The following is a 24912-nucleotide window of genomic DNA, read 5'->3' as shown; positions in this document are numbered from 1 at the left end:
AGCCAGCCACGCCCGGCCCGGCCGCGCCATCCCGGCGCCGCCCCGGACGCGGCGCGCCCGCCCTCTCGCATGACACCCAAACAGACCACGATCAATACGGTGACGTTGACCTGCTCGACCTGCGGCAGCGCGCAGTTCACCAAGCTGGATACCAACGAATACCAGTGCAGCCATTGCCACGCCGTCACCCTGGTCGAGGACAACGTCGCCCAGCGCCTGGAGAAGATCCTGCGCGGCATGCAGCAGCCGGCGCCCGCCGCCAAATTGCAGCCGGGCGCGATCATCGCGATCGCGCTGGTGGTGCTGGCCGCGATCCTGGTGCCGCTCACCGCCACGCTGTTCAACAGTGGCTCATCGACCCGCGCCCCCTCGCGCGCCGCCCCGCCGCCCATCGACGCCGCGCTGGTCAAGCTGACGGACGTGCAGGAAGTGCGTGGCCGCGGCCGCAACCAGCTGGTGATGCTGATGCGCAACGAGACCGGCAAGAAGATCGATGCGCCGCGCGTCACCGCCACGTTCTATCAGGGCGAACTGACGCTGTCGTCCACCTCGGGCTCGCCGATGGCGCGCACGCTGCTGCCCGGCGAATACACCCCGGTGACGATCTCCCTGCCCGACACCGCCTACAGCCGCTATGTCCTGAAGCCGGCCACGCCGTCGCTGGCGAACAGCAGCGCCCGCGACGTCGCCGCCGACAAGGTGCAGCTGGTGCGCAACGATGGCGTCTACCGCCTGGTCGGCCTGCTGCGCAACAAGGGCGCGGTGGCCGCCGGCAGCACGCAGATCTCGGTGATGCTGTACGACGAGGACGGCAAGCTGCTGGGCATCGGCAACGGCTACGGCTCGGCCAGCCCGCTCGCCCCCGGCGCGGTGACCTCGTTCGACGTGCGCTGCGAGATGCTGGCCGAAGGCAAGGTCGGGTCCTACGATTACATGGTGCAAAGTGAAAGCTGACCGTTCCCCCGCGCGGCCCCTGTCGCGGCCCGCCCGGGCCGGGCTGGTGCTGATCATCCTCGCCGCTGGCGGCTACGCCCTGGCCAAATACAACGGCCTGTTGCCCTGGGACGCGCCCAAGCCAGCCCAGGCCGCGGCGGCGCCGGCCACGGCGGCGCCCGCGCCCGAGGGCCCCGCCAGCCGCATCGTGCGCGTCAGCCCCGCCAATCCCCGCATCATCGACCAGGTGCGCCTGACCACGGCCGAACTGCTGGACCCGGATTTCGCCCTGTTCGACCCCGCTTCGCTGACCTTGTCGGCGCCACGCCGCCTGCTCAATGAGATCGAGCGTCCGCTGCTGCTGGCCGAAGTGGTCAACCGCAGCGACAAATACGTAGCGCTGTCGCCGGGCATGGATATCTCGGTGTTCGACGGCTCGCGCCCCCTGCGGCTGCGCCAGGAATGGTCGCTGCCGGCCATGCTGTACCCCGGCGAGCGCATTCCGGTGCTGCTGAACGGCGAGAACTTCGAGCGCTATTCCGAGGTCAAGACCGACTGGAAGCCGGCCAAGCGCGCGGCCCTGCCCGGCACCCGGCCGGCGCTGGACATCAGCGTCGAAACCACCGAGGCCGGCGTCGGCACCGGCACGCTGAATTTCACCTACCGCTACCGCTACAAGTACGTCATGGTGCATGGCCGGGTGCGCAACGACGACCACGTCGACGTCGACAACGTCAAGGTCTGGATCAGCCTCTACGACGCGCAGGACAAGCTGACCGGCGCGCGTTATTCGGAGCTGCGCCTGCCCAAGCTCAAGCCGGGCGAGAGCGCCCCGTTCCAGCTGGACGTCAAGCAATACGGCGCCAACTTCGCCCGCGTGGGCGTGGTGTACGACGCCAAGGCCAACTGATCCGCCGCCCCGGGGGCCCGCCCGACAGTCGCGCGCGGCCCCCGGCGTCAACACGGGCTCCCGCTGCCCGAACGCGGGCACGGGGCCTGCCGCAGCGGCCCTCCCATCCTCGCGCCGGGGCGCCGGCCACCAAATCGTCCCCGTTTTCACGCTCCCAAGATCGCCCCGTCCCGCGCCTGGCTGCGCCCCGGCGTGGCCCGCAGACAACGCCTATCGACTCAAGTCTTATATAAGATATAAGACATTTGCTAGCGGCCCCCTCTTCCCTCTACAATTCCGGCGACAACCCTTCTTCCAACCCGACTTTAAGCAGGCCTCAACATGCTGGATACTTACCGCCAACACGTTGCCGAACGCGCGGCTCTGGGGATTCCCCCGCTGCCCCTGACGGCAAAACAAACCGCTGAACTGATCGAACTGCTGAAGAACCCGCCCGCGGGCGAAGAGCAGAACCTGGTCGAGCTGCTGACCCACCGTGTTCCGGCCGGCGTGGACGATGCCGCCAAGGTCAAGGCCTCGTATCTGGCCGCCGTGGCCCTGGGCACCGAAGCTTGTGCCCTGATCAGCCGCGCCAAGGCGACTGAACTGCTCGGCACCATGCTGGGCGGCTACAACATTGGCCCGCTGGTCCAACTGCTCGACGACAAGGAAATCGGCACGATCGCCGCCGACGCCCTGAAAAAGACCCTGCTGATGTTCGACGCCTTCCACGACGTGAAGGAAAAGGCCGACAAGGGCAATGCCAACGCCAAGTCCGTGATGCAGAGCTGGGCCGACGCCGAATGGTTCACCAGCCGCCCGGAACTGCCCGAGAGCCTGACCATCACGGTCTTCAAGGTGCCTGGCGAAACCAACACCGACGACCTGTCGCCGGCCCCGGACGCCACCACCCGCCCCGACATCCCGATGCACGCCCTGGCGATGCTCAAGAACAAGCGCGACGGCGCGGCGTTCGAACCGGAAGAAGACGGCAAGCGCGGCCCGGTCAAGTTCATCGAGTCGCTCAAGGACAAGGGTCACCTGGTCGCCTACGTCGGCGACGTGGTCGGCACCGGCTCCTCGCGCAAGTCGGCCACCAACTCGGTGCTGTGGTTTACCGGCGAAGACATCCCCTTCGTGCCGAACAAGCGTTTTGGCGGCGTGTGCCTGGGCAACAAGATCGCCCCGATCTTCTACAACACCATGGAAGACGCCGGCGCCCTGCCGATCGAACTCGACGTTTCCAAGATGGAAATGGGCGACGTGGTCGAACTGCGCCCCTATGAAGGCAAGGCCATCAAGAACGGCGAAGTCATCGCCGAATTCGAAGTGAAGTCCGACGTGCTGTTCGACGAAGTGCGCGCCGGCGGCCGCATTCCGCTGATCATCGGCCGCGGCCTGACCGCCAAGGCGCGCGAAGCGCTGGGCTTGGCGCCGTCGACGCTGTTCCGCCTGCCCAAGGACCCGGCCGACACCGGCAAGGGCTTCTCGCTGGCCCAGAAGATGGTCGGCCGCGCCTGCGGCCTGCCGGAAGGCCGCGGCATCCGCCCGGGCACCTACTGCGAACCGAAGATGACCTCGGTCGGCAGCCAGGACACCACCGGCCCCATGACCCGCGACGAGCTCAAGGACCTGGCCTGCCTGGGCTTCTCGGCCGACCTGGTGATGCAGTCGTTCTGCCACACCGCCGCCTATCCCAAGCCCGTGGACGTCAAGACGCACCACACGCTGCCCGAGTTCATCAGCACCCGCGGCGGCGTCTCGCTGCGTCCGGGCGACGGCGTGATCCACTCGTGGCTCAACCGCATGCTGCTGCCCGACACCGTCGGCACCGGCGGCGACTCGCACACCCGCTTCCCCATCGGCATCTCGTTCCCGGCCGGCTCGGGCCTGGTCGCCTTCGCCGCCGCCACCGGCGTGATGCCGCTGGACATGCCGGAATCGGTGCTGGTCCGCTTCAAGGGCAAGCTGCAGCCCGGCGTCACCCTGCGTGACCTGGTCAACGCCATTCCGCTGTACGCCATCAAGGCCGGCCTGCTGACGGTCGCCAAGCAAGGCAAGAAGAACATCTTCTCCGGCCGCATCCTCGAAATCGAAGGCCTGCCCGACCTGAAGGTCGAACAAGCCTTCGAACTGTCGGACGCGTCGGCCGAACGTTCGGCCGCCGGCTGCTCGGTGCGCCTGAACAAGGAACCGATCATCGAGTACATCAACAGCAACATCGTGATGCTCAAGTGGATGATCGCCAACGGCTACGAAGACGAGCGCACGCTGGGCCGCCGCATCAAGGCGATGGAAGCCTGGCTGGCCAATCCCCAGCTGCTGGAGCCGGACGCCGACGCCGAATACGCCGCTGTCATCGAGATCGACCTGGCCGACGTGCACGAGCCCATCGTGGCCTGCCCGAACGACCCGGACGACGTCAAGACGCTGTCGGAAGTCGCCGGCGCCAAGATCGACGAAGTGTTCATCGGCAGCTGCATGACCAACATCGGCCACTTCCGCGCGGCGTCCAAGCTGCTCGAAGGCAAGCGCGACATCCCGGTCAAGCTGTGGGTGGCCCCGCCCACCAAGATGGACGCCACGCAGCTGACCGAGGAAGGCCACTACGGCGTGTTCGGCACGGCCGGCGCCCGCACCGAAATGCCGGGCTGCTCGCTGTGCATGGGCAACCAGGCGCAGGTCCGCGAAGGCGCGACGGTGATGTCCACCAGCACCCGCAACTTCCCGAACCGCCTGGGCAAGAACACCAACGTGTACCTGGGTTCGGCCGAACTGGCCGCGATCTGCTCGAAGCTGGGCCGCATCCCGACCAAGGACGAGTACATGGCCGACATGGGCGTCATCAACAAGAGCGGCGACCAGATCTACCAATACCTGAACTTCGACAAGATCGCCGACTACAAGGACGTGGCGGACGTGATCGAGGTGTAAACCTCGCCACGTAGGCTCGCCTGCGACACGGCCCCGGAGCGATCCGGGGCCGTTTTCATTGGCGCCGCCAAAACGGCCGGATCCCGCGGAAATCCGCCTTGATCGGCCGGTTGGAGGCAAAAAAAACGGGGGCGGAACTTTTCCGTCGATACGTTTTCATACAATCACAGCAAACCGTGACAAACAGAACGTAACCGCCGCCCGCCGGCGCCTGGAGAAGACCACCAATGACACGGCTCTTGATGCCGCTGCCGCTGCTGGCCGCGCTTGCCGGCTGCGCCACCGCCCCGCCCTCGAATCCCGAGAACATCTGCGCCATCTTCCGCGAAAAGCCGGACTGGCACGATGCCGCGCTCAAGGTGCAGAAGAAATGGGGCGCGCCGGTGCCGGTGCCGATGGCGATGATGTACCAGGAGTCCAGCTTCAAGCAGGACGCGGTGCCGCCGCGCTATTACTTCCTGGGCATCATCCCGTGGGGCCGCGTCAGTTCCGCCTATGGCTACGCCCAGGCCAAGGACGAGACCTGGGCCGACTACAAGAAGGATGCCGGCGGCTGGGGTTCCAGTCGCGACAACTTCGCCGACGCCCTGGACTTCATGGGCTGGTACATGAACAAGAGCCAGCGCCTGAACGGCATCTCCAAGTCGGACGCCTACGGCCAGTACCTGAACTACCACGAGGGCTGGACCGGCTACCGCAACCGCAGCTACGACCGCAAGGCGTGGCTCAAGACGGTGTCAAAGAAAGTGCAGGCGCGGGCCGACAAATTCGCCAGCCAGTACAAGAGCTGCGAAAAGGACCTGACCCGCGGCGGCTGGTTCTTCTGAACCCGGCGCCTCAGGCCTGCACGCCCAGCCGGTAGACGACCGTGTCGAGCCGGCTCACGCCGCGCTCGGCGAACTTGGGTTCCTTGGCCAGGATGTCGCGGCGGTCGATGATGACCGCCGGCGAGACGCCGCTGAACAGCGTCCGCATCTCGGTGTCCAACACCGCGAACGGCGGCCCGTCCATCTCTTCCTGCGGGTAGTCCAGCGTGATCAGCAGGCCGCGGTAGCCGGGCGACAGCTGCCCGTAGACGTGGCGCACGTACTCGCCGCGCATCTCCACGGGCAGCGCCACCAGCGCAGCACGGTCATACGCGCCGACGCAGTGCGACAGCAGCGGCGCATCCAGCTTGAAGATGTCGCCGCAGATGATCTCGATATTGCCCGCCACGTAGTGCCTGCCGTAGGCGCTGTCCTGGATCACCGGCTTGAGCTCGTTCTCGACGAAGAACTGCTCGACCGCCAGTTGCGACAATTCCACGCCCAGCACCTGGAAGCCTTGCGCCGCCAGCCAGACCATGTCGAGGGATTTGCCGCACAGCGGCACCAGCACCTTGCCGCCCGCGGGCACCGAGAGTGTCGGCCAGTATTTCTGCAGCAGCGGCGTCACTCGTGTTTGATGAAAATGCGTGCGCCCGTCGCGCCAGCGTTCCAACCAGAATTCCGCGTCCATGTTTGTTCTTATCCTCCGGAAAATAGCGAATCGCGTGATTCGCGGCAGCGCCGCGCGCCGGTGCGCGGGCTGGCAATCACGCTCTCGGATGCTACCTGTCCGCGGCCGGAACTACGTTGCGAACAAGCGCCCGAAAGGCGTGCTTACCGATGCCCGGCGGCGGCAACGCCCCGGCCGGGCGCCGGTTCTCCCATTGTAGTGATCCTGGTGATCCGGGTATCGGGCTCAAGCATGCCGGTTCCGCCGGCGCGGCGACGGCGCCGACCTAGGGTTTGTTCCAGGTCATCGGACGCATCCAGACGGGGGGCTGCCCCGTATTTGCTAGTGACGGCCAACCAAAAAGGAGATCGTCATGAAATTGCTAGCTTCGATTGCCATCGCCTGCTCCGCCCTGACCCTGTCGCCCACCTATGCGGCCGACGTCATGGTCGGCGGCCAACCGATGATGCCCGGCAAGACCATCGTCGCCAACGCGGTCAATTCGGCCGACCACACCACCCTGGTGGCCGCGGTCAAGGCCGCCGGCCTGGTGGACACGCTGCAGGGCAAGGGTCCGTTCACGGTGTTCGCGCCCACCAATGCCGCCTTCGCCAAGCTGCCGGCCGGCACGGTCGACACCCTGGTCAAGCCCGAGAACAAAGCCACCCTGACCAAGATCCTGACGTACCACGTGGTGCCCGGCAAGCTGGACTTCGACGCGCTGGCCGCCAAGGCCAGGAAGGGCGGCGTCACCGAGCTGACCACCGCCAGCGGCGGCAAACTGTGGGTGATGATGAACGGCAAGCACAACCTCATCGTCAAGGACGAGAAAGGCGGCGTCGCCAACATCAGCACCTACGACGTCTACCAGTCCAACGGCGTGATCCACGTGATCGACAGCGTGCTCATGCCCAAGTAAGTCCATCTCGGGATATCGTAGGGGGTCCAGCCCCCTCTTCCCGACCCTCATGATCGCAACGCCGCATCGTCCTTTTCGATTGTCGCCAGGCTGGCGGCTCGCCGCGGCATGGCTGGCGGACCGGCGCGCCGGCCGGCGGCATTGGCGGCCAGTGATCCGCTGCCTGCTGGCTGCCCTGCTGCTGGCGGGCCACGCCACCGCCCGCGCGCAGCCGCAACCGCCGCTGGAATTCGACAATGCCTACCAGGCCGAGCTGGCCGCCGAGAGCGCCGCCTTGCGCGCCCGCATCCAGCAATGGCCGGCGCCGCTGCAGGAGATGAACCAGCAGATCTCCGCCGCGCTGCGCGCCAACGACCCGGCGCGGGCGCAGCGCATCGCCGAAGCCCTGTCGCAACGCGATCCGGGCAACGCCGATGTCAGGAACTTCCTGGGCAAGCTGCAAACGGTCAACGGCCAGCCCGCCGCGGCGCTCGAACGGTTCGACGAAGCGATCGGGCTGAACCCGGACAACCGCTGGTTCTATGTGAACAAGGCCGGCGTCCAGGCCGAACTGCGGGATCTGCCCAACGCGCTGGCCACGACCCGGATCCTGACGCAACGCTATCCGCAGTGGAGCATCGGCCTGAACCTGGAAGCCGCTCTGCTGGACGGCCTGGACCAGACCGAGGAAGCCCTCAAGGCGTACGAGCGGGCGGTGGCGGCGACGCCGCCCAGCGCCCAGATACTGACCAACCAGGGCATGCTGCTGCGGCGGCTGGGCCGCCAGGCCGACGCGCGCGTCAGCTACGAGGCCGCGTTGCGGCTGCAACCCGGCTATTCCCGCGCGAGCGCAGAGCTGGCATCGTTGCCGCGCTAGCGCCGCTTCTTTCAACTTTTTTCGTCCCGCCTTGCCGCGACCCGCAAGCCATCCGCCGCCACAGGAGCCCCCATGTCTCGCACGCCGCCTGCGCCCCCCTCGCCGCCCGCCCCGCAATCGCCTCTCGCTTCCCCGCCCCGGCGCGCGCTGACGCTGGCACTGGCGGCGCTGACCTGCGCGCCGCTGCGCCTCGCGTCAGCCGCTGGCGCCGCGGCGCCGAATGAACGGGACGCCATCATCCGCCAGGTCTTCCGGGCGGATCCGGCGAGCCTTCGCTACCACGCGGACCACGCCAGGCTGATGCGCGGACTGGGCGTGATCTGGATTCCCGTGGAGTCCGGCGCGCCCGGCGTCGAATTCGAACGGCCGCTGAGCGGCAAGGACACGATCGCCGCGGCGATGGCTTTGCTGGGTACGTCCGACCGAAGCCTGGCGACGCGGCGCCTGGCGGAAGTGTGCCGGCTGGTGCCGGCCTATGTGCGCGACATCGGCCGGCTGGCGCCCAGCCGCTATACACTGCCGCCGCAACGGCGCGAGGCCTTCGACTTTCCCGACAGCGGCGTCGATGCGCAGGGCCGCTTCGAACTGCGGCGCGAGCACCTGACGCTGCTGCGCGCGGCGAACTGGCGCGAGGCCGGCCTGGGCGAGCTGAACGCGGTGCTGCGCGAAGGCGACGCCTTCTGGCCGATGCCGTTCATCGACGGCAAGCGCCCGTATGGCGACAGCAGCTACTACCAGATCGACATGGCGCGGCTGCTGGGCAAGCCCTATCCGGTGGGCGCCGATGGCCGCGCCATCACCGATCCCGCGACGGATGCTCGCCTGGAAAAACTGCACTGGCAGACAGCGGCCGCGCTGCAGGTCTTGCTGGCGCATGCCAGAGCCTGAGTCGCGCGCCGCACCGCGGGCGCGCTACGGCCGCGCAAAGAAATGGCGGATGTCGTCGGCCACCGGCACGGCTGCCAGCACCATCAGGAACAGCGCCAGCGGCAAGGTCGACCCGAAGCCGTAATGGAAGAAGGAATAGGCGCCCGTCACGCCGCCAGCGAAAAACAGCGTGACCAGCGTGCTCAGCACGATCAGCTTGCCTCGATCGGCCCGCACCGGCGGCGTGCCGGCCTTGTCCTCATGCGCCAGGTTCCAGTAGAACAGCTTGCCCAGCTCGATGCCGATGTCGGTGACCATGCCGGTGACGTGCGTGGTGCGGATCTCGGACTTGGACACCTTGGTGATCATCGCATTCTGCAGGCCCATGATGTAACACAGCAGCATCACGGTGCCCGGCACGTAGAACCAGCGCAGGTTCTCCAGGTTCGCCCCCAGCAGGCCGAAGGCCAGCAGCAGCACCGCCTCGACCATCAGCGGCAGGGCGAACTCGCTGGCCAGGTGCGTGCGCCGGCCGAAATTGATCAGCGAAGCGGAAGTGGCCGCTCCCGCCACGAACGACAGCAGTGCGGCCAATCCCTGCACCACCACGGCCAGGCCGCCCAGCACCATATGGTCGGCGATCATCGAGACGATGCCCGACATGTGCGAGGTGTACTGCTGCACGGCCAGGAAACCGCCCGCGTTGACGGCGCCGGCGATGAACGTCAGGAAATACGCCAGCCGCCGGTTGGCCTGCGGCGTGCGGCTGACCGCGGTGAGCTGGCGCAGGAAGGGGATGGCCACGGCGTCGGCGCGCTAGCGCACGGGGAAATAGGTGCCGTCCATGGACCCGCCCGACCCGCAACTGGGCGTGGGGTCGTCGCGCTTGTCGCCGGGCGGCCGCGCTTCCTCGGCCACCAGGCCCATCCCCTTGCGGCGCAGCGCCAGCGTCCAGCCGGGCGCGTCTTTTTCATGGATCACCAGCGTGTCGCCGCGCACCTCGGCCTTGCCGGAGGTGTCGCAGAGCCAGCGGGCGTTGTAGGGGTCCGCCGCCGAGACTTCGGCGAACAGGCTGCCGTCCGCCTGCCGCATGACCTTGAGCTGGCCGCCGTAGTTGCCCCATTGGCCCTCGAAGCCTTTGCGCGGCGCAAGTTCGAGCGACGCGAGGAACTTGTCCCGGTCGGCCAGCCGTTCGGCCAATTCGGCCGCGCCCGTGGGATTGTTGAAGGGGCGCTCGTAGGACTGGTCACGCACGCCGTTGAACAGCCACTGTTCGGTGGAGAAGATCTTGGCGGTATCGGCATCGTAGGCGCGGCGCGCCTTGTCGAAACGCTGGGCGATGCTCACATCGAGCGCCGCCAGTTTGGGATCGCCGCAAATGGCTTTCTCGGCGCCGCTCTTGGCGCGGGCGCAATCGAACGACGGCTTGGCCGCCGCCGAGGCGCTGGCGACCCCGGCAACCATCATGACCACCGCCAGGCCGGCGGCGCGCGCATAGCGCTTCATAGCGGGAACTCCCGGAAAAAGGGCAGCGCGGCCGGCGAACGGGCCGCGCCCGGTTCCTGGATTCTACCCGCCTCATCGCCCCGGCCGGCGGGGCTTGCCGCCCGCGCCGGCCTTTCTCGGTCTCAGTCCCCGTCCGCTCACGCGGCGTCGGACTCGCTCAGCTGCTTGCGGCGGAACTCGCCCTGGCGCGTGAACATCCAGCCCGGATACTCGGGCGGCAGCGCGCTTATCTGATCCAACGCCGCCAGCTCGTCGTCCGTCAGACGGATCGCCGTGGCCGCCAGGTTGTCGTCGAGCTGATCGACCCGCTTGGCGCCGATGATGACGCTGGTGACCGCCTTCTGGTGCAACAGCCAGGCCAGCGCCACCTGCGCCACCGACACGCCGCGCGCGTCGGCCACCTGGCGCAACACATCGATGCTGTCGAAGGCGCGCTCGCGGTTGACCGGCGGAAAGTCGAATTGGGCGCGGCGATCGCCGGCGGCGGCCTGGCCGTCGCGGCTGTACTTGCCGCTGAGCAGGCCGCCCGCCAGCGGGCTCCACACCATCAGGCCCACGCCCTCGCTTTGCAGCATGGGCACGATCTCGCGCTCCAGGTCGCGCCCGGCGATGGTGTAGTAGGCCTGCAGCGATTCGAAGCGGGCCAGGCCCAGGCGCTCGGCGATGCCCAGCGCCTTCATGATCTGCCAGGCCGCCCAGTTGGACACGCCGACGTAGCGCACGTGGCCGTGTTGCACCAGGTTGTCGAGCGCCCGCACGGTTTCCTCGATCGGCGTGGCCGGATCGAAACCATGGATCTGGTAGAGGTCGATGTGGTCCAGCTGCAGGCGCGCCAGGCTCTTCTTGACGCCCTCCATGATGTGGACGCGCGAATTGCCCCGGGCGTTGACGCCCGCGCCGGTCTGGCCGAACACCTTGGTGGCGACGACGACGTCGTCACGCGCCACCTTCAGGTCGCGCAGCGCCTGGCCGGTGATCACCTCGGAACGGCCCTCCGAATACACGTCGGCCGTATCGATGAAGTTGACGCCCGCCTCCAGCGCGCGGCCCACCAGGCGGTTGGCGTCTTCCTGCTGCAGGGCGCCGATCTTGCTCCACAGTTCGCCTTCGCCGCCGAAGGTCATCGTGCCCAGGCACAGTTCCGAGACGAACAGGCCGGTGCTACCGAATTTCTTGTACCGCATCATTGCACTCCTTCCAGGGCGCGGCGCGGCGGCCGTCCCGGGATGGGCGGCGCCGGCATGGCCGGGGTGCAAACAGTATGCGTCGCCGGCGTCGGCGGATGGATGCTCGATCCTGCCCTTTTTTTGCCCGATTCTCTGACCGTCGACCGGCCTGGTGCGGGACGCGCCCGATCCTCCGCATTTTTTGCCTATTTCTCCGCACTCCGCTCGACACACGCCCGCACAAGTTCTGCCTGGGTCTACACTCGACATCGCCTGATTCTCCGGCGGCCCGCGCCACGCGCGCGCCAGGCCGCCTTGCCCGGAGCCCGCCCATGCCTCCCGCCGACCACACCCCCAATCCCGTCTTCGAGCCCGCCCGGCACGAATTGCTGTGCCTGCTGGAACGCATGACCGGCACGCTGGAAGGTTCCCTCGACACGCCCATCGAGGGCCTCTTCCTGCACCGCCTGTCACAGCCGACCGGCCCCAAGCCCGGCCTGCAGAAGGCCGCGCTGGCGGTCATCGCCCAAGGCTCCAAACGGATCCTGATCGGCGAGGAGACCTACGAGTACGACCCGTTCCACTACCTGATTTCGTCGGTCGACCTGCCGGTGGTGGCCAAGGTGTCCGTGGCCAGCCCGACCCTGCCCTACCTGGGGCTGCGGCTGGACCTGAATCCCGAAGAGATCACCGAGCTGATCAGCGACGAGAACCTGCCGCCGCTGGTGCCGGCCGAATCTTCGCGCGCGCTGTGCATCAACCCGCTCGGCGGCACGCTGCTGGACGTGATGCTGCGCATGCTGCGGCTGCTGGACACGCCGCGCGACATCCCGATCCTGGCGCCGATGATCAAGCGCGAGCTGCTGTACCGCCTGCTGATGAACGGTCAGGGCGTGGTGCTGCGCCAGACGGTGCTGCAGGACAGCCAGCTCAACCGCGTCGCCAAGGCCATCCGCATCCTGCGCGACAACTACGCCCTGCCGCTACGGGTCGAGGAAATCGCCCGCGACGTCCACATGAGCGTGTCGTCGCTGCACCATCATTTCAAGCAAGCCACGGCCATGAGTCCGCTGCAGTACCAGAAGCACCTGCGGTTGCAGGAGGCGCGCCGGCTGATGCTGACGGACGACGCCGGCGTGGCGCTGGCCGCCCACGCCGTGGGCTACGAGAGCTCGTCGCAGTTCAGCCGCGAATACAGCCGCCTGTTCGGCACCCCGCCCCTGCGCGACAAGCAACGCTGGAAGGACGAGGCGCTGGCGGCTGCCTGATCCTCCGGCGCACGGCCGCCGCCATCTCGCGGCGATGGCCGGCTCGGCCGCAATCGGCGATATGCTTGGGGATTGCCCATCGCGGAGGCCGGCGCGCCCATGCAAGACCTGAACGATCTCTACTACTTCGTCCAAGTCGTGCGCAACGGCGGCTTCGCGCCGGCCGGACGCGCCCTGGACATCCCCAAGTCCCGCCTCAGCCGGCGCATCGCGCTCCTGGAAGAGCGGCTCGGCGTGCGGCTGATCCAGCGTTCGACGCGCACCTTCGCCGTCACCGAACTGGGCCAGGAGTATTTTGAGCAATGCCTGTCCATGCTGGCGGGCGCCGAAGCGGCGCAGGACGTCATCGACCGCACCCACGCCGAGCCGCAAGGCACGATCCGCATGAGCGCGCCGCCCGCGCTGATCTACTACTTCCTGGGCGACGTGGTAGCGCGGTTCATGGAAAAGTGCCCCAAGGTACACGTCTACCTGAAGAGCTTCAGCCGCCCCGTGGACGTGCTGCGCGAGGGCTATGACCTGGCGGTCCGGGTGCGCTTCGGCGCCATCGAGAGCAGCGACCTGGTGATGAAGCATCTGGGCATCGGCCGCCAATGCCTGGTGGCCAGCCCCGAGCTGGCCCGCAGCCTGCCCGCCGGCGCCGATCCGCAGTTGCTCGGCCAGATGCCGACGCTGGCGCTGGGCGTCGAACAGCGCGAATGCCGCTGGAAACTGGATGGCGTCGATGGCGCGCGCGTCGAGGTGCCGTTCTCGCCCAGGCTGGTGACGGACGACATGCTGGCGCTGAAACAGGCCGCCCTGCGCGGCGTGGGCATCGTGGCGCTGCCGCTCCTGATGATCCACGAGGAGCTGGATGCCGGGCGCCTGGTCAACGTCGGCGGCCCCTGGCAGCCCGAGCAGGGCAACGTGCACGCCGTGTTTCCCTCGCGCCGGGGATTGCTGCCGGCGGTGCGCGAACTGCTGGACTTCATGGCGGACGAATATGACCGGATTGCCGAGCAGGAGGCGTCGACCCAGCAGCGGCACGCGTCACCGCTGTCATGGCTGCCACAGGCATCGTCCGAAAAATAGAACGCTGCGGATCAGTTAGGTGTACTACCGATGTATTCGGCTTGTATTTAGGATGAAGGCTCTCTCGGTTACCCCACCCCGGCGGCCACCGGCCCGCCATCCCCCAACGGAGCAAAGCCATGACCAAACCCTACGTGAAGCTGGACAAGAACGAAGCAGCGGTGCTGCTGGTGGACCACCAGGCCGGCCTGCTGTCCCTGGTGCGCGACTTCCAGCCCGACCAGTTCAAGAACAACGTGCTGGCGCTGGCCGACCTGGCCGCCTATTTCAAGCTGCCCACCATCCTGACCACCAGCTTCGAGGATGGCCCCAACGGCCCGCTGGTGCAGGAACTCAAGGACAAATTCCCCAAAGCGCCGTACATCGCCCGCCCCGGCAACATCAACGCCTGGGACAACGAGGACTTCGTCAAGGCGGTCAAGGCCACCGGCAAGAAGCAACTGATCATCGCCGGCGTGGTGACGGAAGTGTGCGTGGCCTTCCCCGCCCTGTCGGCGCTGGAGGAAGGCTTCGACGTGTTCGTGGTGACCGACGCCTCGGGCACCTTCAACGAAGTGACCCGCAACGCCGCCTGGAGCCGCATGGAACAGGCCGGCGCGCAACTGATGTCGTGGTTCGGCGTGGCCTGCGAACTGCATCGCGACTGGCGCAATGACATCGAGGGCCTGGGCACGCTGTTCGCCAACCACATTCCCGACTACCGCAACCTGATGGCCTCCTACTCGGCCACCAAGGGCAAGTAAACCGCGACGCGCGGGCCTACTTCTTGCGGAAGGGGTAGGCCTGCTGCGCCAGGAACGTGCCCGGCATGTCGTTGTCGAGGATGCCGTAGTTCTCCGGCAGGCGCTTGCCCGTGCCGCGCACCGCGGTGCCGAACAGGTAGTCGATGAACGACAGGTGGGCCGCGTAGTTGCGGTCGATCGCCTCGGTGTCCGACGAGTGGTGCCAGTGGTGGAAGTCCGGCGTCACGATGATGTAGCGCAGCCAGCCCCACGGCAGCTTGACGTTCGAGTGGATCAGCACGGCCTGGAAGCCGACGATGATGATGTAGGCGTCCAGCACCGGCTTGGAGAAGCCCAGCGCGAACAGCACGCCCAGCACCGCCACGCGCGTGATCAGCAGCTCGACGATGTGCAGGCGCGAGCCGGCGAGCCAGTCGAGCGTGCGGGTGCTGTGGTGCACCGCGTGGATGCGCCACAGGAACGGCACCTCGTGATACGCGCGATGCGCGGCGTACTGCACCAGGTCGGCCACCAGCACCGCCACGAACAGCTCGGCCAGATACGGCAGCGACTGGATCGCCTGCTGCAGCGGTTCGTACGCCGCCCACGAGAACAGCCGGTGCACGAAGAAGTTGATGCACAGCAGCACCGCGCCCACCGAGAGGTGGTTGAACAGGAAGTGCTTCATGTCCACCTGCCACTCGCCGCGGAACACCGGTTGCCCCGGATAAAGCGGGAACAGCTTTTCGAAGATGATGAACACGGTGCTGGAGGCCAGCAGGTCGAGGATGAACCAGTCCAGGCCCAGGTAGGGATGGTGGCCGGTATTGGACGTGGTCACCACCACCTGGCTGCCGCCGGCGGCGACCGCGCCGCACACCAGCACGAACGCGGCGATATTGAGCCAGCGCTGGCGGCCGAACACGATGTTGGTCAGGGCGATGGTGCCGGACGCCAGCAACGCCGCGAACAACAGCGTGCGCATCGCGTCGACGGTATAGAAGGTGCGCAGTTCGGGCGTCGTCAGATACGCCGGAAAATGGAATGCCAAGACGCCCAGGACCGACAGGATCGCCAGGAACAGCGCGATCACGCCAGTGATCATCCCGGTGCCCGGGTGGATGCGGCCGTCCTGCTTGAACAAGTCCAGGACCCGGCGATGGATGGACGCGCGCTGATTCATTTCACTTTTATGGCAGACCACGGGGAAGCGAGTGTATCCCCCGCCTCCAAAAGCCATGTAAAGAAACGTGAGGAGATAAGACCAACCGATCTTCGCCCGCCCCCCCCTTGCGCCGTGTCAATTCTCGCGCACCGCCGCGGCCGCGTCGGGTTGACTTTGAAGGGCCATTGCGCTGTCATGGAACCGACAGCTCATTTACGGGCCGGCCCGCCGGCCCCGCGCAGCCCCCCTTCAACCGGATCACGCAAGAGGCCGTCATGTTCCCTGAGTATCGCCAACTGATTACCCGCCTGAAAGCCGAAAACGGACATTTCTCCGCCCTGTTCCAACGCCACAACGACCTGGACCAGGAAATCAAGAACATGGAGGCGGGCATCGTGCCGGCCTCGGACACCAACGTCGAAGTCCTGAAAAAGGAAAAGCTGCTGCTCAAGGACAAGCTCTACAGCCTGCTGCGCGCGGCGGATCAGAACGCCGGCTAGCCTGGCTTCACGGATTCCCCTGCGACAAGGCGCCCATCCACGGGCGCCTTTTTGTTGCCCGCCTCCCACGCAGCGCTCATCGCTCGGTCCGAGTTTCGGCCACCACGCCGCTCCGCGGGTGAATGAGTCCGGCAACAGGATCCGCGTTTCCCCGGTCGGCTTGGGCCGCCATGCGATCCCGGCCCCGCCGCCCTCGCGCACTGCCCGTTCCGGCGCACTTGCTGACATTAAGCTGAATAAATAAAATCGCGGCATACGGCCGCCCGTCGGCCGCGTGAACAGGATGCCAAGGTGCAAGACAGAGATTTCAAGGCAGGCGAGGCCGTATCGCCAGTGACCGGCTGGGCCATGATGCCGCTGGTGGAACACGATTCACTGTTGCTGCGATTGGACTTCCTGACCGACCCATCGCCCGCGGCCGCCACGCGCAGCGAACGAGGCCGCGTCTATGCCGTGACTTCCGAGCAACTGCAACTGTTGCTCGATTCATTACAGGCCCAGCTCGCCAAGCTGCAGCCCGGCCAGGGCGGCCCGCGCCATTGAGCCGGGGCGGCGCCATGACGCCGCCACCCAATCTTCAGGATTGCTAAAGATAGATTAGGATCTTTAGATTCTCTAATTACACTGCAACCGCTAGTCTGTCGCCCTTGATTCAGGGTACGACATGACCAGCGCCTTTTTCCCCGGTTTTTTCCTCAGCCTCAGCCTGATCCTCGCGATCGGCGCGCAGAATGCCTTCGTCCTGCGGCAAGGCCTGCGCCAGGAACACGTCTTCGCCGTCTGCCTGGTCTGCGCCGTGTCGGACGCCGTGCTGATCGCCGCGGGCGTGGCCGGCTTCGGCCTGGCGTCGAACGCCCTGCCCTGGCTGGAGCCGGTGCTGCGCTACGGCGGCGCGCTGTTCCTGCTGACCTACGCGGCGCGCAGCTTCCGCTCGGCGCTGCGCAACCACGGCAGCCTGACGCCATCGTCGCGCCAGGCCGCCGGGCTGGGCGCCACGCTGGCGACCTGCCTGGCCTTCACCTGGCTCAACCCGCACGTCTACCTGGATACCGTGGTCCTGCTGGGCTCGATCTCCAGCCAGTACGAGGGCCGCAAGGTGGCCTTCGCGCTGGGCGCCATGACGGCCTCGTTCGCCTTTTTCTTCACGCTGGGCTTCGGCGCCCGCCTGCTGCGGCCGGTGTTCGCCAGCCAGACCGCCTGGCGGATACTGGATGCCCTGGTCGGCCTGGCCATGCTGGCGATCGCGGTCAAGCTGCTGTGGCCGTGACGGCGGCCTTGCGGGCGGCGGCCGGCGTATTGCGGAACGTGACGCCCAGGCGGTTGAACGCATTCATCAGCCCGATGGCATAGGTCAGGTCCGCCAGTTCCTTGTCGCTGAATTCGGCCGCCGCGGCCGCGTAGTCGGCATCCGGCACGCCCGTTTCGGCCACCCGCGTCACGCATTCGGCCCAGGCCAGCGCGGCCTGTTCGCGGGCGCTGAACACCGCGCCGCCTTCGCGCCACACCGGCACCAGCACCAGCTTGTCCACCGTCACGCCCTGCTTGAGCAGGTCGCGGCTGTGCATGTCGATGCAGTAGGCGCAGCCGTTTATCTGCGAGACGCGCAGGTACACGAGGTTGACCAGCGCCTCCGGCAGGCCGCATTGGCGCAGATAGGCGTGAACGGCGCCGAAGGCCTTGTAGCCCTCCGGGGCGGCTTGGGCATAGTCGAGGCGATGACTCATGATGAAAGTCCTGATAACTGTGTGTCGAAGGCTCCATGCTGCGCCCGCGCCGCGTTTTGCGGTAGATCCAAGAACCGGGTTCCGGCGTGGGCCATGTCGCCGCGGAGCGGCGCCAGCCCCGGCGGCGCCTGGAGTATCCTGCGCGACAGCACAGCACGCCGCCACGCGGCGCCAACGGTTCGACCGGACACAAGGAACCCCCGCATGAAACGCCTCCTGCCCCTGGTGTTTTCCCTTCTCGCCTGGCCCGCCCACGCCGCCTGCCCGGCGCCGGCGGAGTGGGCACGCACGTTCCAGCAGGCGCACGCCGACTTCCACGTCGCGCCGGACCGCTACGAACCCTCGCTGTTCACCCCGGCCTTCGACGCGGCCTTGCGCCGCGAATGGAACTACGCCCAGGGCGAGGTCGGCCATCTCGACTACGATCCCTGGCTCGGCGCGCAGGATGGCGAGATCGGAGGCAAACCGGTGTTCGAGACCGAATCAGAAACCCGCGGCACCGCGATCGTGGCGATGCGCTACCCCTTCGTGCTGGAACCCGGCGGCCCGCGCACCCCGCAGGTCGTGCACCTGGTGCTCAAGCGCGAGGCGTCGCAATGCTGGCGCCTGGACGACTTCATCACCCCGCTGGGCGATTCGCTGCAACGGCTGTATGCGGCGCGCGAGGACACGCCCCAGGAACACAAGCCTACGAGTCCGCCTGCTGCCGATACGCACGCTCGTTAGCCTCATCCTTGTCGATGACCCAGACCATGAACATGCAGGCAAGGAGCAGGCCGAAGCCGATCCAGACCATGGCGGCGGGCGCGGCCTCCCGCCCCTGACGGATATCCGCGACGACTTTATCCGGCGACACCAGCAGCCGTCCGTCGTGTTCCATCAACAGGACGCGCCGGTTGCTGAAGAACGGATAGACCGACTGCTTGAACCAGACGATCTTCAGCTTTTCCCCCTCCATCGCCTCACGCACCTGCGCGACCTTACCGACGAAGCAATTGGGGCTTGCATAAGCCGGCCCCGCACAGACATATTCCTGCCCGTCCACCACCAGCAACGCCGCGCGTGATTTGCCGACGGACTTGAACGTCGCGAGCCCTTCCGTGATGTGTATCTCCGACTGCCCGGGAAAGCGCAGCTTCATATCGTAGATGCGCGGCAGGATCAGCCCCGCGAAGAAGACCAGGCAGAGGACGGCCACCCAGGTTGTCCGAGGATGGGCCTGCATGTGCCGCCATATCGTCCGTATTTTCATGCGACGGCAATATAGGCATGCGGGATGACGGGCCGATGACGCCTGCCGCGCGCCCAAATGCGCAAGGCCTTGCAGACGGATGCCTGCAAGGCCTTGATTGGATTGGTCGGGGCGGCGGGATTCGAACTCGCGACCCTCTGCTCCCAAATTAGAAACGCACGAACGCCAGCGAACGCCAGCGAACGAATAACCGACTGATTTCTAAGGCTTTCCACGAATTTCCTTGTTCGTCGACGTTCGCTAATGTACGCTGACAGCCGCAAAAATGTTGTCCCATATGTTGTCCCATATGGCGGTTGGAACAGAAGAACGGAGAAATTTGAGGAACTATGACGAGATACCCGAAACGCGGAAAAGGTGCGCGGTGGACCGTCAAGGAACTGGAAGCGGTGCCGGCGGAATGGGCCGGCGATCACCTGGCCGATGGAGACGGCCTGACTGGGGAGATCCGGATCCAGCGCGGCACAATGGCCGTGGTGTGGCGATATGCCTATCGCTTGGGCGACAAGGTCAAGAGATTCTACTGCGGCTCATGGCCGGAGCGCACACTCGACGAGATCCGCACCGCTAGGAACAAAGCGCGAGCGGACATTAAGGCGGGCCGCAATCCGTCAGCCGTTCGCGACTTGGAAAAAGCCCAGGCGCGGGAAGCCGTGGCAGCTGAATCTGCCGCAGTAACCGCCGCTGAAGAGGCGGCCACGACCGACGCCCTTTCGGTCCGAGAGATGTATAAAAGCTGGTTGGAATCGGGAGTAAAGCGGGCCGACGGCAACACCGAAGTGATGCGCATCGTTGAAAAAGACGTGCTTCCCTTGATCGGTGATACTGCCGTGCGATCAATTCGCGAGAAGGATATTGAGCGAGTGATCCGCTCGATCGTTGGCCGCGGTTGCAATCGGCTGGCCGAGGTGACCTTCCAGATACTGGGTCAAATGTTCCATTGGGCAGAGAAGCGCCAACCGTGGCGCAAGCTGCTTTCGGAGGGAAATCCGGTCGAGCTGGTTGAACTGGGGGTGCTCCTAGCAGACGATTACGACCCGGATAACGTCCGCGAACGCGTTCTCCCACCCATTGAGATAGTCGAGCTCCAAACCCGATACCGCGAGTTGGAGGAGCAGTATCTCACTTCAGACGACAAGCGAAAGAGGAAGCCTCCTTCCGAAGCGTTGCAGGCAGTTTCCTGGATCTGCTTGAGCACGCTATGCCGGATAGGTGAATTGCATCTCACTGAAATTGCTCATCTCGATCTCAGAGAGGGCACTTGGTTCATTCCCAAGGCGAACGTCAAAGGCAGAAAATCTCAAAAGCGGGACCACCTGGTTTTTCTTTCACCCTTCGCAATCAAACACTTCGAGACCCTCGTCAGCCTGGCGGGATCATCCCGCTGGCTCCTCCCTTCCCGCGACAATGACGCGGAGGTAGACCAACCGATGTACAAGCAGGCCTTTACTAAGCAAATCAAAGATCGGCAAGCCATGTTCAACGGAAAGTCCAAAGCACGCCGCGCTTCGGACAACTCCCTAGTGCTCGGCAAGGGCCAAAGCGGCAATTGGACGCCTCATGATTTGCGACGAACGGGGTCGACAATCATGGAGTCACTGGGAATCGATCCAAACATCATCGACCGCTGCCAGAATCACGCCATTCACACGGGCAAGAACCGTGTCAGACGCCACTACCAGTTGTACGACTACGCCGACGAGAAGCAAGCAGCATGGGCTAAGCTCGGCGAGTATTTGGAAAGACTGCTTTCGGGAGCGATGGCGCCGGCCGAGCTTCAAAAGCGGCTAACCACCAAGCAGCTACTCGCGGCATAAAAAAGGCCGAAGACCGTTAGGTCTTCGGCTGTTGGACGCATGAGGGCAGGACTAGATCACGCCCATCTTGGACATCGAATGACCGCTACCCGCCGCCACGATCACATGGTCGACCAATGAAACGTTCACCAGCCCCACGGCTTCCTTCAAGCGTCGCGTAACCTCAATATCCGCCCTGCTTGGCTGCGCCGAGCCCGAGGGATGATTGTGCGCAATCAAGATGGAATGCGCGTTATGCCGAATCGCGGCCTTGACGACCTCGCGCGGATACACGCTGGTCTCCGACAGCGTACCTCTAAACATCTCCTCGAAGGCGATCATTCTCAACTGCGCATCAAGGAACATTACGCCGAATACCTCGACGTCTGACAGCGCCAGCCGGGTCACGATATAGTCGATGGCAGCCGATGGCTTAGTCACTGGCAAGCGGCTACCCAGTGCCCCCTCCAATTGCAGCGCCGCCGCACTTAGCAACTCTTCAGGCGTCGCGGCTCGATAGAGGCCGCCCGCCTCACGCACCACCGGTGCGCCTTGGACAACCTTCTGCACGTGCCTTTTGCTTGCCCACACACTACTGAAACTTAGCTGCATTGCTTTCTCCTCCAAAAGCGAGGGTTGCCTATCAACCCATTCACGCTTGGTCGTGAACAGATGGAGGTGCCAAATACTGGCTAGGAGCGGAGGCTCCAATCGGCTTTCATCCCTGCACAATGGGCAATGCACATTCCGTAGAACCCATGGCGACGATTTCCCGCAGCCTTGCATTGACGAGTCGTCTGCGGGACGCCATCGATTGAGGCCTGGGGAACTTCCCGCGTTGCGTCCAGCAACCATCGACCGCGGTCGTAGACAAACCTGCGGTCGAAAAATGCCGATAATACGCAGCCGAGCTCTTGCGCCAAGCCAGGCTCCAGGACGCGCGGTGTGCCGTCGAGTTTAAGCAATCCGCCGACCGCCGCAGAAGTGATTGGTGGCCATGGTGGCCATACCCGAGTGGTAGAGCAGGATTTCTGCTTGTCGCTAAACATAAAGCTCTCAGTCTGCGCATGCCCACCACTCGCTGAAATGCTGTGTCGAGCCATCAAGCCAAACAGGCTCGCCGATCCGCGGCATCAGCAGGCGAAAATCTCGATTCGCACCGGCTGCCGCGATACGTTTGAATGGGTCATCCCAAGGATGGACGCCCATGGCGAAGCGCCCAACGTGAGCAGGCAGCAGCAGCTTGGCACGCAACAACTCTGCGGCATCGGCGGTCTCCTCCGGCGTCATGTGCAGGTAAGCCCAGCGCCTGTCGTACTGGCCGCTGTCCAGAGACACCAGATCGAAGCTCGGGAACTTGGCAGCGATGGCGGCGATGTGGGGGCCGTAACCGCTGTCGCCACCGAACAGTAAACGCTTTCCCGAAGCTTCCAGGACGAATCCAGCCCACAAGGTTTTGTTGCGGGTCAGCAGGCGTCCAGAGAAGTGCCGCGCAGGCACTACATGCACGAGAAAGCCGGCTTCCAAGGCAATGGTGTCGAACCAGTCACCTTCGTGGACCTGGTTGGCGGGGTAGCCCCAGTACCGCAGGTGCGAACCAACGCCAAGCGCCGTGATGACGTTCTTCACCTTGTCCTGCAAGGCCGTCACGCTGGCCCAATCCAGATGGTCCCAATGGTCGTGAGTGATGAGCAGGTAGTCGATGGGAGGCATGTCCTCCGCGGTATAGATGCCAGTGCCTGGAAACGCTCGATTGGAGACGGGCACTGGAGCCGCATAGCTGCTGAAAACCGGATCGATCAACAGTCGCCTGCCACCCAACTGGACGAAGTAGGACGAGTGACCTAGCCAAACCACCGTGTCGCGTTCGATGTCCAGTGCCCTCAAGTCCGTCTTGACAGTGGGGATGGGTTTGTCCGGCCGTCTGCCCTCCGCTTGCGAAAACAGATTCCCCAGCAGCACCGACGTGAAACTGGCGCCCTCGGTGAACATCGGCGTCTCGACAAGGTTCATGAATTCACCATTGACGTAGTTCGGGGATCGCTCGATGCGAGCCAGATCCGCCCCTTCTGGCAACTTCCCGAACTTCGGGTGCTGGAGGTACGCGCACGCGCTGATCGCCAGAGCACTGACCGCGATGAATGCCGCGCGGAGCCATGTGCGCGGCCATGACCTCATTGTGCGAATCGTTGGATTTCTCATCTTGTCGCCTTCCAAGCCCACCCTGTGGTCCACCACAACCCGGGGGACTACGCAACAGCCCGTCTATCGACGGCATAGCGTATCCATACGATGTCGGCAGAAAGGGTTTCAACGGATAGCAGGCGCAGAGTGCGCCCGGCCGCAGGCAATTCATTGGCCGATGCGCCGTGGTACTCGAAAATGCTGGGTATTCCGGCCAGCCCATCGATGCCGGGATACACCAACAAGCTAATCTCATCGATCAGATCGGCTTTGAGGAACGCCCCGTTGATCGTGCCACCTCCCTCCAGGAGCACGGTCTCGATGCCAAATTCATCGCCAAGCGTCGCCATGGCTGAGTGCAGGTCCTGGCCGTCGGCGCCGGCGAAAAGATAGGATACCCCGTCGTTGCGCAGCTCTTCCAGGTACTCGTCCGATACCTGCTTACCCAGTATCGCCACCAGGTGCTCGGCCCCGACATGATCCGTGCCGTAGTTGAGCTTTCCGGAAGGATCGACGGCAACCGCGACGGCGCGTTCCCCGCGATTCCCGATGTAGGTGCTGCGGTCGCATGACGTGTCGAAAGCGCCATGCGAGCGGGCGGTCCCACTGATCATATCGGCCATGGTCTTGCGGCCGACAATCCACCCCTGTCCGTTCAACCGTTGTGCGGCTTCGTCATAGACCGTGAGGATGGTGTTTACCTCCGCTCCTTCGGGAAGTGGGGTCCAGCGATCGGACAGGAGTCTGCCGTCAATGGAGCCGATCATGTGACAGATGATTTTCGGGCGCATGTGCCTTCTCGATTCGACGAATGCAGGACAAGACAGGCATCCATCAATGGTTGATTCCAGCGGCGGGCTTGCGCAAGGGGTACCGCCCCCGGACCTGGAGGGCATGGATTAGCCAAGGCACGCCAGTGCTGCTGAACAGTGAAGTTCTTGATATTGTGGCAAGAGATCAGTAGCGCGATAAGCTGGTAGAATCATAATACGCCCATGAAATAGTTTCATGAATGCCTCGTGACAACTACAGCGGCTTGCTCGCCTTCGTGACCGTCGCCCGTGAAGGCAATTTCACTCGCGCGGCTGCTCGATTGGGTGTCTCTCAGTCGGCGTTGAGCCATAGCATCCGAATGCTAGAAACCAATCTCGGCATTCGACTGCTGACACGGACGACCCGCAATGTCTCGCCTACGGAGGCCGGCGAGCGGCAGTACCAGAACATCTCGACGCAAATGGCCGAGATCGATACCCAAGTCCAGGCATTGAGCGAGTTTCGGGACAAACCCAGCGGAACCATCCGCATCACGGCGATGGACTATGCGATCAAGACAATCCTCTGGCCAAAGCTGCTGAAGTTCCTTCCGAAGTACCCCGACACCAAGGTTGAATTGGTCAGCAACTACACCATGAGCGACATTGCGGCGGATCGCTACGACGCGGGCGTGCGATTCGGCGAGTCACTGGCGCAGGACACGATCGCGGTCAGGGTCGGCCCTGATATGCGTTTCGCCCTTGTGGCGACGAAGGGCTTCCACGCCGGGCTACACCGACCCTGGCTACCCGGTCGAGGGCCGCGTGGTCGCGTAATGGCAACTGCCGATCTTCAGTATCTCAGGATTACAAGATACACCAATGAGCTTTACTCATAGGTGTAATCAGTCTCTGCGTCTAGTGCGCAAGGA

26 protein-coding genes are annotated in these 24912 nt (G+C 65.0%); 16 read left to right on the top strand and 10 right to left on the bottom strand.

Annotated features, from left to right (window positions below):
- Positions 1-69: 69 nt before the first annotated feature.
- The 4 genes from H0523_RS03700 (at position 70) to H0523_RS03685 (ending at position 5583) form a co-directional block, all read left to right on the top strand.
- Entirely contained in the window at positions 70-954 is an 885-nt protein-coding gene (locus H0523_RS03700) for an FxLYD domain-containing protein (RefSeq protein ID WP_054428332.1), read from the top strand.
- Positions 944-1843, top strand: a complete 900-nt coding sequence (locus tag H0523_RS03695; protein ID WP_054428334.1) for an FxLYD domain-containing protein — start codon at positions 944-946, stop codon at positions 1841-1843. The genes H0523_RS03700 and H0523_RS03695 overlap by 11 nt, the downstream gene beginning before the upstream one ends.
- Before the next feature lie 321 nt (positions 1844-2164).
- Positions 2165-4756 carry a bifunctional aconitate hydratase 2/2-methylisocitrate dehydratase gene (acnB, locus tag H0523_RS03690; RefSeq protein WP_054428336.1) on the top strand — a complete coding sequence of 864 codons (2592 nt, stop codon included), beginning with the start codon at positions 2165-2167 and terminating at the stop codon, positions 4754-4756.
- Between the two features lie 227 nt (positions 4757-4983).
- Positions 4984-5583, top strand: coding sequence for a transglycosylase SLT domain-containing protein (locus tag H0523_RS03685; protein WP_054428338.1), 600 nt, complete (start codon positions 4984-4986; stop codon positions 5581-5583).
- Positions 5584-5593: 10 nt separating this feature from the next.
- On the opposite strand, the gene H0523_RS03680 is transcribed toward H0523_RS03685, so the two are convergent.
- Complete coding sequence (locus H0523_RS03680; protein ID WP_054428340.1) at positions 5594-6253, bottom strand: thiopurine S-methyltransferase; 660 nt, start codon at positions 6251-6253, stop codon at positions 5594-5596.
- Between the two features lie 352 nt (positions 6254-6605).
- Here H0523_RS03680 and H0523_RS03675 point away from each other — a divergent pair, with 352 nt between their 5' ends.
- The 3 genes from H0523_RS03675 to H0523_RS03665 all read left to right on the top strand — a co-directional run bounded on the left by H0523_RS03675 (position 6606) and on the right by H0523_RS03665 (position 8895).
- Complete coding sequence (locus H0523_RS03675; RefSeq protein ID WP_054428342.1) at positions 6606-7151, top strand: fasciclin domain-containing protein; 546 nt, start codon at positions 6606-6608, stop codon at positions 7149-7151.
- 151 nt (positions 7152-7302) lie between these two features.
- Positions 7303-8007, top strand: coding sequence for a tetratricopeptide repeat protein (locus H0523_RS03670; RefSeq protein WP_054428344.1), 705 nt, complete (start codon positions 7303-7305; stop codon positions 8005-8007).
- A gap of 72 nt (positions 8008-8079) precedes the next feature.
- On the top strand, positions 8080-8895 hold the full coding sequence (locus tag H0523_RS03665) for a hypothetical protein (protein ID WP_082404272.1): 816 nt from the start codon (positions 8080-8082) through the stop codon (positions 8893-8895).
- Between the two features lie 24 nt (positions 8896-8919).
- Here H0523_RS03665 and H0523_RS03660 read toward each other — a convergent pair whose 3' ends face one another.
- The 3 genes from H0523_RS03660 to H0523_RS03650 all read right to left on the bottom strand — a co-directional run bounded on the left by H0523_RS03660 (position 8920) and on the right by H0523_RS03650 (position 11564).
- Positions 8920-9678: a YoaK family protein gene (locus H0523_RS03660; protein ID WP_006390661.1), complete on the bottom strand. Its 759-nt coding sequence runs from the start codon at positions 9676-9678 to the stop codon at positions 8920-8922.
- Positions 9679-9690: 12 nt separating this feature from the next.
- Entirely contained in the window at positions 9691-10380 is a 690-nt protein-coding gene (locus H0523_RS03655) for a lysozyme inhibitor LprI family protein (RefSeq protein WP_054428346.1), read from the bottom strand.
- A 137-nt stretch (positions 10381-10517) separates the two neighbouring features.
- The gene (locus tag H0523_RS03650; RefSeq protein WP_054429196.1) at positions 10518-11564 is read right to left on the bottom strand and encodes an aldo/keto reductase; all 1047 of its coding nucleotides are present in this window, start codon (positions 11562-11564) and stop codon (positions 10518-10520) included.
- A gap of 314 nt (positions 11565-11878) precedes the next feature.
- Between H0523_RS03650 and H0523_RS03645 the strand changes: the two genes are divergently transcribed.
- The 3 genes from H0523_RS03645 (at position 11879) to ycaC (ending at position 14628) form a co-directional block, all read left to right on the top strand.
- Positions 11879-12814, top strand: a complete 936-nt coding sequence (locus H0523_RS03645; protein WP_054428348.1) for an AraC family transcriptional regulator — start codon at positions 11879-11881, stop codon at positions 12812-12814.
- A gap of 99 nt (positions 12815-12913) precedes the next feature.
- Positions 12914-13885, top strand: a complete 972-nt coding sequence (locus H0523_RS03640; RefSeq protein WP_054429197.1) for a LysR substrate-binding domain-containing protein — start codon at positions 12914-12916, stop codon at positions 13883-13885.
- Positions 13886-14004: 119 nt separating this feature from the next.
- Positions 14005-14628: an isochorismate family cysteine hydrolase YcaC gene (gene ycaC / locus H0523_RS03635; RefSeq protein WP_054428349.1), complete on the top strand. Its 624-nt coding sequence runs from the start codon at positions 14005-14007 to the stop codon at positions 14626-14628.
- A 16-nt stretch (positions 14629-14644) separates the two neighbouring features.
- Here the strand turns inward: ycaC and H0523_RS03630 are convergent, their stop codons facing one another.
- Positions 14645-15790, bottom strand: coding sequence for a sterol desaturase family protein (locus tag H0523_RS03630; RefSeq protein ID WP_054428351.1), 1146 nt, complete (start codon positions 15788-15790; stop codon positions 14645-14647).
- A 257-nt stretch (positions 15791-16047) separates the two neighbouring features.
- Between H0523_RS03630 and H0523_RS03625 the strand changes: the two genes are divergently transcribed.
- From H0523_RS03625 to H0523_RS03615, 3 genes are all read left to right on the top strand, one after another.
- Positions 16048-16272: an HP1242/YdcH family protein gene (locus H0523_RS03625; RefSeq protein ID WP_054428352.1), complete on the top strand. Its 225-nt coding sequence runs from the start codon at positions 16048-16050 to the stop codon at positions 16270-16272.
- Positions 16273-16563: 291 nt separating this feature from the next.
- A complete protein-coding gene (locus H0523_RS03620; RefSeq protein ID WP_054428354.1) occupies positions 16564-16815 on the top strand; it encodes a BssS family protein in 252 nt (83 codons plus the stop codon).
- A gap of 121 nt (positions 16816-16936) precedes the next feature.
- Positions 16937-17539 carry a LysE/ArgO family amino acid transporter gene (locus tag H0523_RS03615; RefSeq protein WP_054428356.1) on the top strand — a complete coding sequence of 201 codons (603 nt, stop codon included), beginning with the start codon at positions 16937-16939 and terminating at the stop codon, positions 17537-17539.
- On the opposite strand, the gene H0523_RS03610 is transcribed toward H0523_RS03615, so the two are convergent.
- A complete protein-coding gene (locus tag H0523_RS03610) occupies positions 17520-17996 on the bottom strand; it encodes a carboxymuconolactone decarboxylase family protein (protein ID WP_054428358.1) in 477 nt (158 codons plus the stop codon). The genes H0523_RS03615 and H0523_RS03610 overlap by 20 nt on opposite strands.
- A gap of 204 nt (positions 17997-18200) precedes the next feature.
- Between H0523_RS03610 and H0523_RS03605 the strand changes: the two genes are divergently transcribed.
- Positions 18201-18722: a hypothetical protein gene (locus tag H0523_RS03605; protein WP_054428360.1), complete on the top strand. Its 522-nt coding sequence runs from the start codon at positions 18201-18203 to the stop codon at positions 18720-18722.
- Here H0523_RS03605 and H0523_RS03600 read toward each other — a convergent pair.
- A complete protein-coding gene (locus H0523_RS03600; protein ID WP_054428361.1) occupies positions 18685-19221 on the bottom strand; it encodes a hypothetical protein in 537 nt (178 codons plus the stop codon). The genes H0523_RS03605 and H0523_RS03600 overlap by 38 nt on opposite strands.
- Positions 19222-19577: 356 nt before the next feature.
- On the opposite strand from H0523_RS03600, the gene H0523_RS03595 reads away from it, so the two are divergent.
- Positions 19578-21065, top strand: a complete 1488-nt coding sequence (locus H0523_RS03595) for a tyrosine-type recombinase/integrase (protein ID WP_054448037.1) — start codon at positions 19578-19580, stop codon at positions 21063-21065.
- A gap of 51 nt (positions 21066-21116) precedes the next feature.
- Here H0523_RS03595 and H0523_RS03590 read toward each other — a convergent pair whose 3' ends face one another.
- The 3 genes from H0523_RS03590 to H0523_RS03580 form a co-directional block, all read right to left on the bottom strand.
- Complete coding sequence (locus tag H0523_RS03590) at positions 21117-21656, bottom strand: JAB domain-containing protein (RefSeq protein WP_054460692.1); 540 nt, start codon at positions 21654-21656, stop codon at positions 21117-21119.
- A 444-nt stretch (positions 21657-22100) separates the two neighbouring features.
- The gene (locus tag H0523_RS03585; RefSeq protein WP_197286504.1) at positions 22101-23246 is read right to left on the bottom strand and encodes an MBL fold metallo-hydrolase; all 1146 of its coding nucleotides are present in this window, start codon (positions 23244-23246) and stop codon (positions 22101-22103) included.
- 47 nt (positions 23247-23293) lie between these two features.
- Positions 23294-24019 (bottom strand): RibD family protein, encoded by a 726-nt coding sequence (locus H0523_RS03580; protein WP_054428365.1) that lies wholly within the window; start codon positions 24017-24019, stop codon positions 23294-23296.
- A gap of 221 nt (positions 24020-24240) precedes the next feature.
- On the opposite strand from H0523_RS03580, the gene H0523_RS03575 reads away from it, so the two are divergent.
- The gene (locus tag H0523_RS03575) at positions 24241-24879 is read left to right on the top strand and encodes a LysR family transcriptional regulator (RefSeq protein WP_081397570.1); all 639 of its coding nucleotides are present in this window, start codon (positions 24241-24243) and stop codon (positions 24877-24879) included.
- The last annotated feature ends 33 nt before the right edge of the window (positions 24880-24912 follow it).

The organism is Achromobacter insuavis (genome assembly GCF_902859645.1).
Lineage (GTDB): Bacteria > Pseudomonadota > Gammaproteobacteria > Burkholderiales > Burkholderiaceae_B > Achromobacter > Achromobacter insuavis.
The sequence above is the reverse complement of the archived record's forward strand: the minus strand, read 5'-3'. Positions and strand labels throughout refer to the sequence as shown.

What these genes read in the sequence shown, in the direction of transcription:
- H0523_RS03700 (WP_054428332.1), top strand. Translation starts at nt 70, where the DNA reads ATGACACCCAAACAGACCACGATCAATACGGTGACGTTGACCTGCTCG.
- acnB (WP_054428336.1), top strand. Translation starts at nt 2,165, where the DNA reads ATGCTGGATACTTACCGCCAACACGTTGCCGAACGCGCGGCTCTGGGG.
- H0523_RS03685 (WP_054428338.1), top strand. Translation starts at nt 4,984, where the DNA reads ATGACACGGCTCTTGATGCCGCTGCCGCTGCTGGCCGCGCTTGCCGGC.
- H0523_RS03680 (WP_054428340.1), bottom strand. Translation starts at nt 6,253, where the DNA reads ATGGACGCGGAATTCTGGTTGGAACGCTGGCGCGACGGGCGCACGCAT.
- H0523_RS03675 (WP_054428342.1), top strand. Translation starts at nt 6,606, where the DNA reads ATGAAATTGCTAGCTTCGATTGCCATCGCCTGCTCCGCCCTGACCCTG.
- H0523_RS03665 (WP_082404272.1), top strand. Translation starts at nt 8,080, where the DNA reads ATGTCTCGCACGCCGCCTGCGCCCCCCTCGCCGCCCGCCCCGCAATCG.
- H0523_RS03655 (WP_054428346.1), bottom strand. Translation starts at nt 10,380, where the DNA reads ATGAAGCGCTATGCGCGCGCCGCCGGCCTGGCGGTGGTCATGATGGTT.
- H0523_RS03650 (WP_054429196.1), bottom strand. Translation starts at nt 11,564, where the DNA reads ATGCGGTACAAGAAATTCGGTAGCACCGGCCTGTTCGTCTCGGAACTG.
- H0523_RS03645 (WP_054428348.1), top strand. Translation starts at nt 11,879, where the DNA reads ATGCCTCCCGCCGACCACACCCCCAATCCCGTCTTCGAGCCCGCCCGG.
- H0523_RS03640 (WP_054429197.1), top strand. Translation starts at nt 12,914, where the DNA reads ATGCAAGACCTGAACGATCTCTACTACTTCGTCCAAGTCGTGCGCAAC.
- ycaC (WP_054428349.1), top strand. Translation starts at nt 14,005, where the DNA reads ATGACCAAACCCTACGTGAAGCTGGACAAGAACGAAGCAGCGGTGCTG.
- H0523_RS03630 (WP_054428351.1), bottom strand. Translation starts at nt 15,790, where the DNA reads ATGAATCAGCGCGCGTCCATCCATCGCCGGGTCCTGGACTTGTTCAAG.
- H0523_RS03625 (WP_054428352.1), top strand. Translation starts at nt 16,048, where the DNA reads ATGTTCCCTGAGTATCGCCAACTGATTACCCGCCTGAAAGCCGAAAAC.
- H0523_RS03615 (WP_054428356.1), top strand. Translation starts at nt 16,937, where the DNA reads ATGACCAGCGCCTTTTTCCCCGGTTTTTTCCTCAGCCTCAGCCTGATC.
- H0523_RS03610 (WP_054428358.1), bottom strand. Translation starts at nt 17,996, where the DNA reads ATGAGTCATCGCCTCGACTATGCCCAAGCCGCCCCGGAGGGCTACAAG.
- H0523_RS03605 (WP_054428360.1), top strand. Translation starts at nt 18,201, where the DNA reads ATGAAACGCCTCCTGCCCCTGGTGTTTTCCCTTCTCGCCTGGCCCGCC.
- H0523_RS03600 (WP_054428361.1), bottom strand. Translation starts at nt 19,221, where the DNA reads ATGCAGGCCCATCCTCGGACAACCTGGGTGGCCGTCCTCTGCCTGGTC.
- H0523_RS03595 (WP_054448037.1), top strand. Translation starts at nt 19,578, where the DNA reads ATGACGAGATACCCGAAACGCGGAAAAGGTGCGCGGTGGACCGTCAAG.
- H0523_RS03590 (WP_054460692.1), bottom strand. Translation starts at nt 21,656, where the DNA reads ATGCAGCTAAGTTTCAGTAGTGTGTGGGCAAGCAAAAGGCACGTGCAG.
- H0523_RS03585 (WP_197286504.1), bottom strand. Translation starts at nt 23,246, where the DNA reads ATGAGAAATCCAACGATTCGCACAATGAGGTCATGGCCGCGCACATGG.
- H0523_RS03580 (WP_054428365.1), bottom strand. Translation starts at nt 24,019, where the DNA reads ATGCGCCCGAAAATCATCTGTCACATGATCGGCTCCATTGACGGCAGA.
- H0523_RS03575 (WP_081397570.1), top strand. Translation starts at nt 24,241, where the DNA reads ATGCCTCGTGACAACTACAGCGGCTTGCTCGCCTTCGTGACCGTCGCC.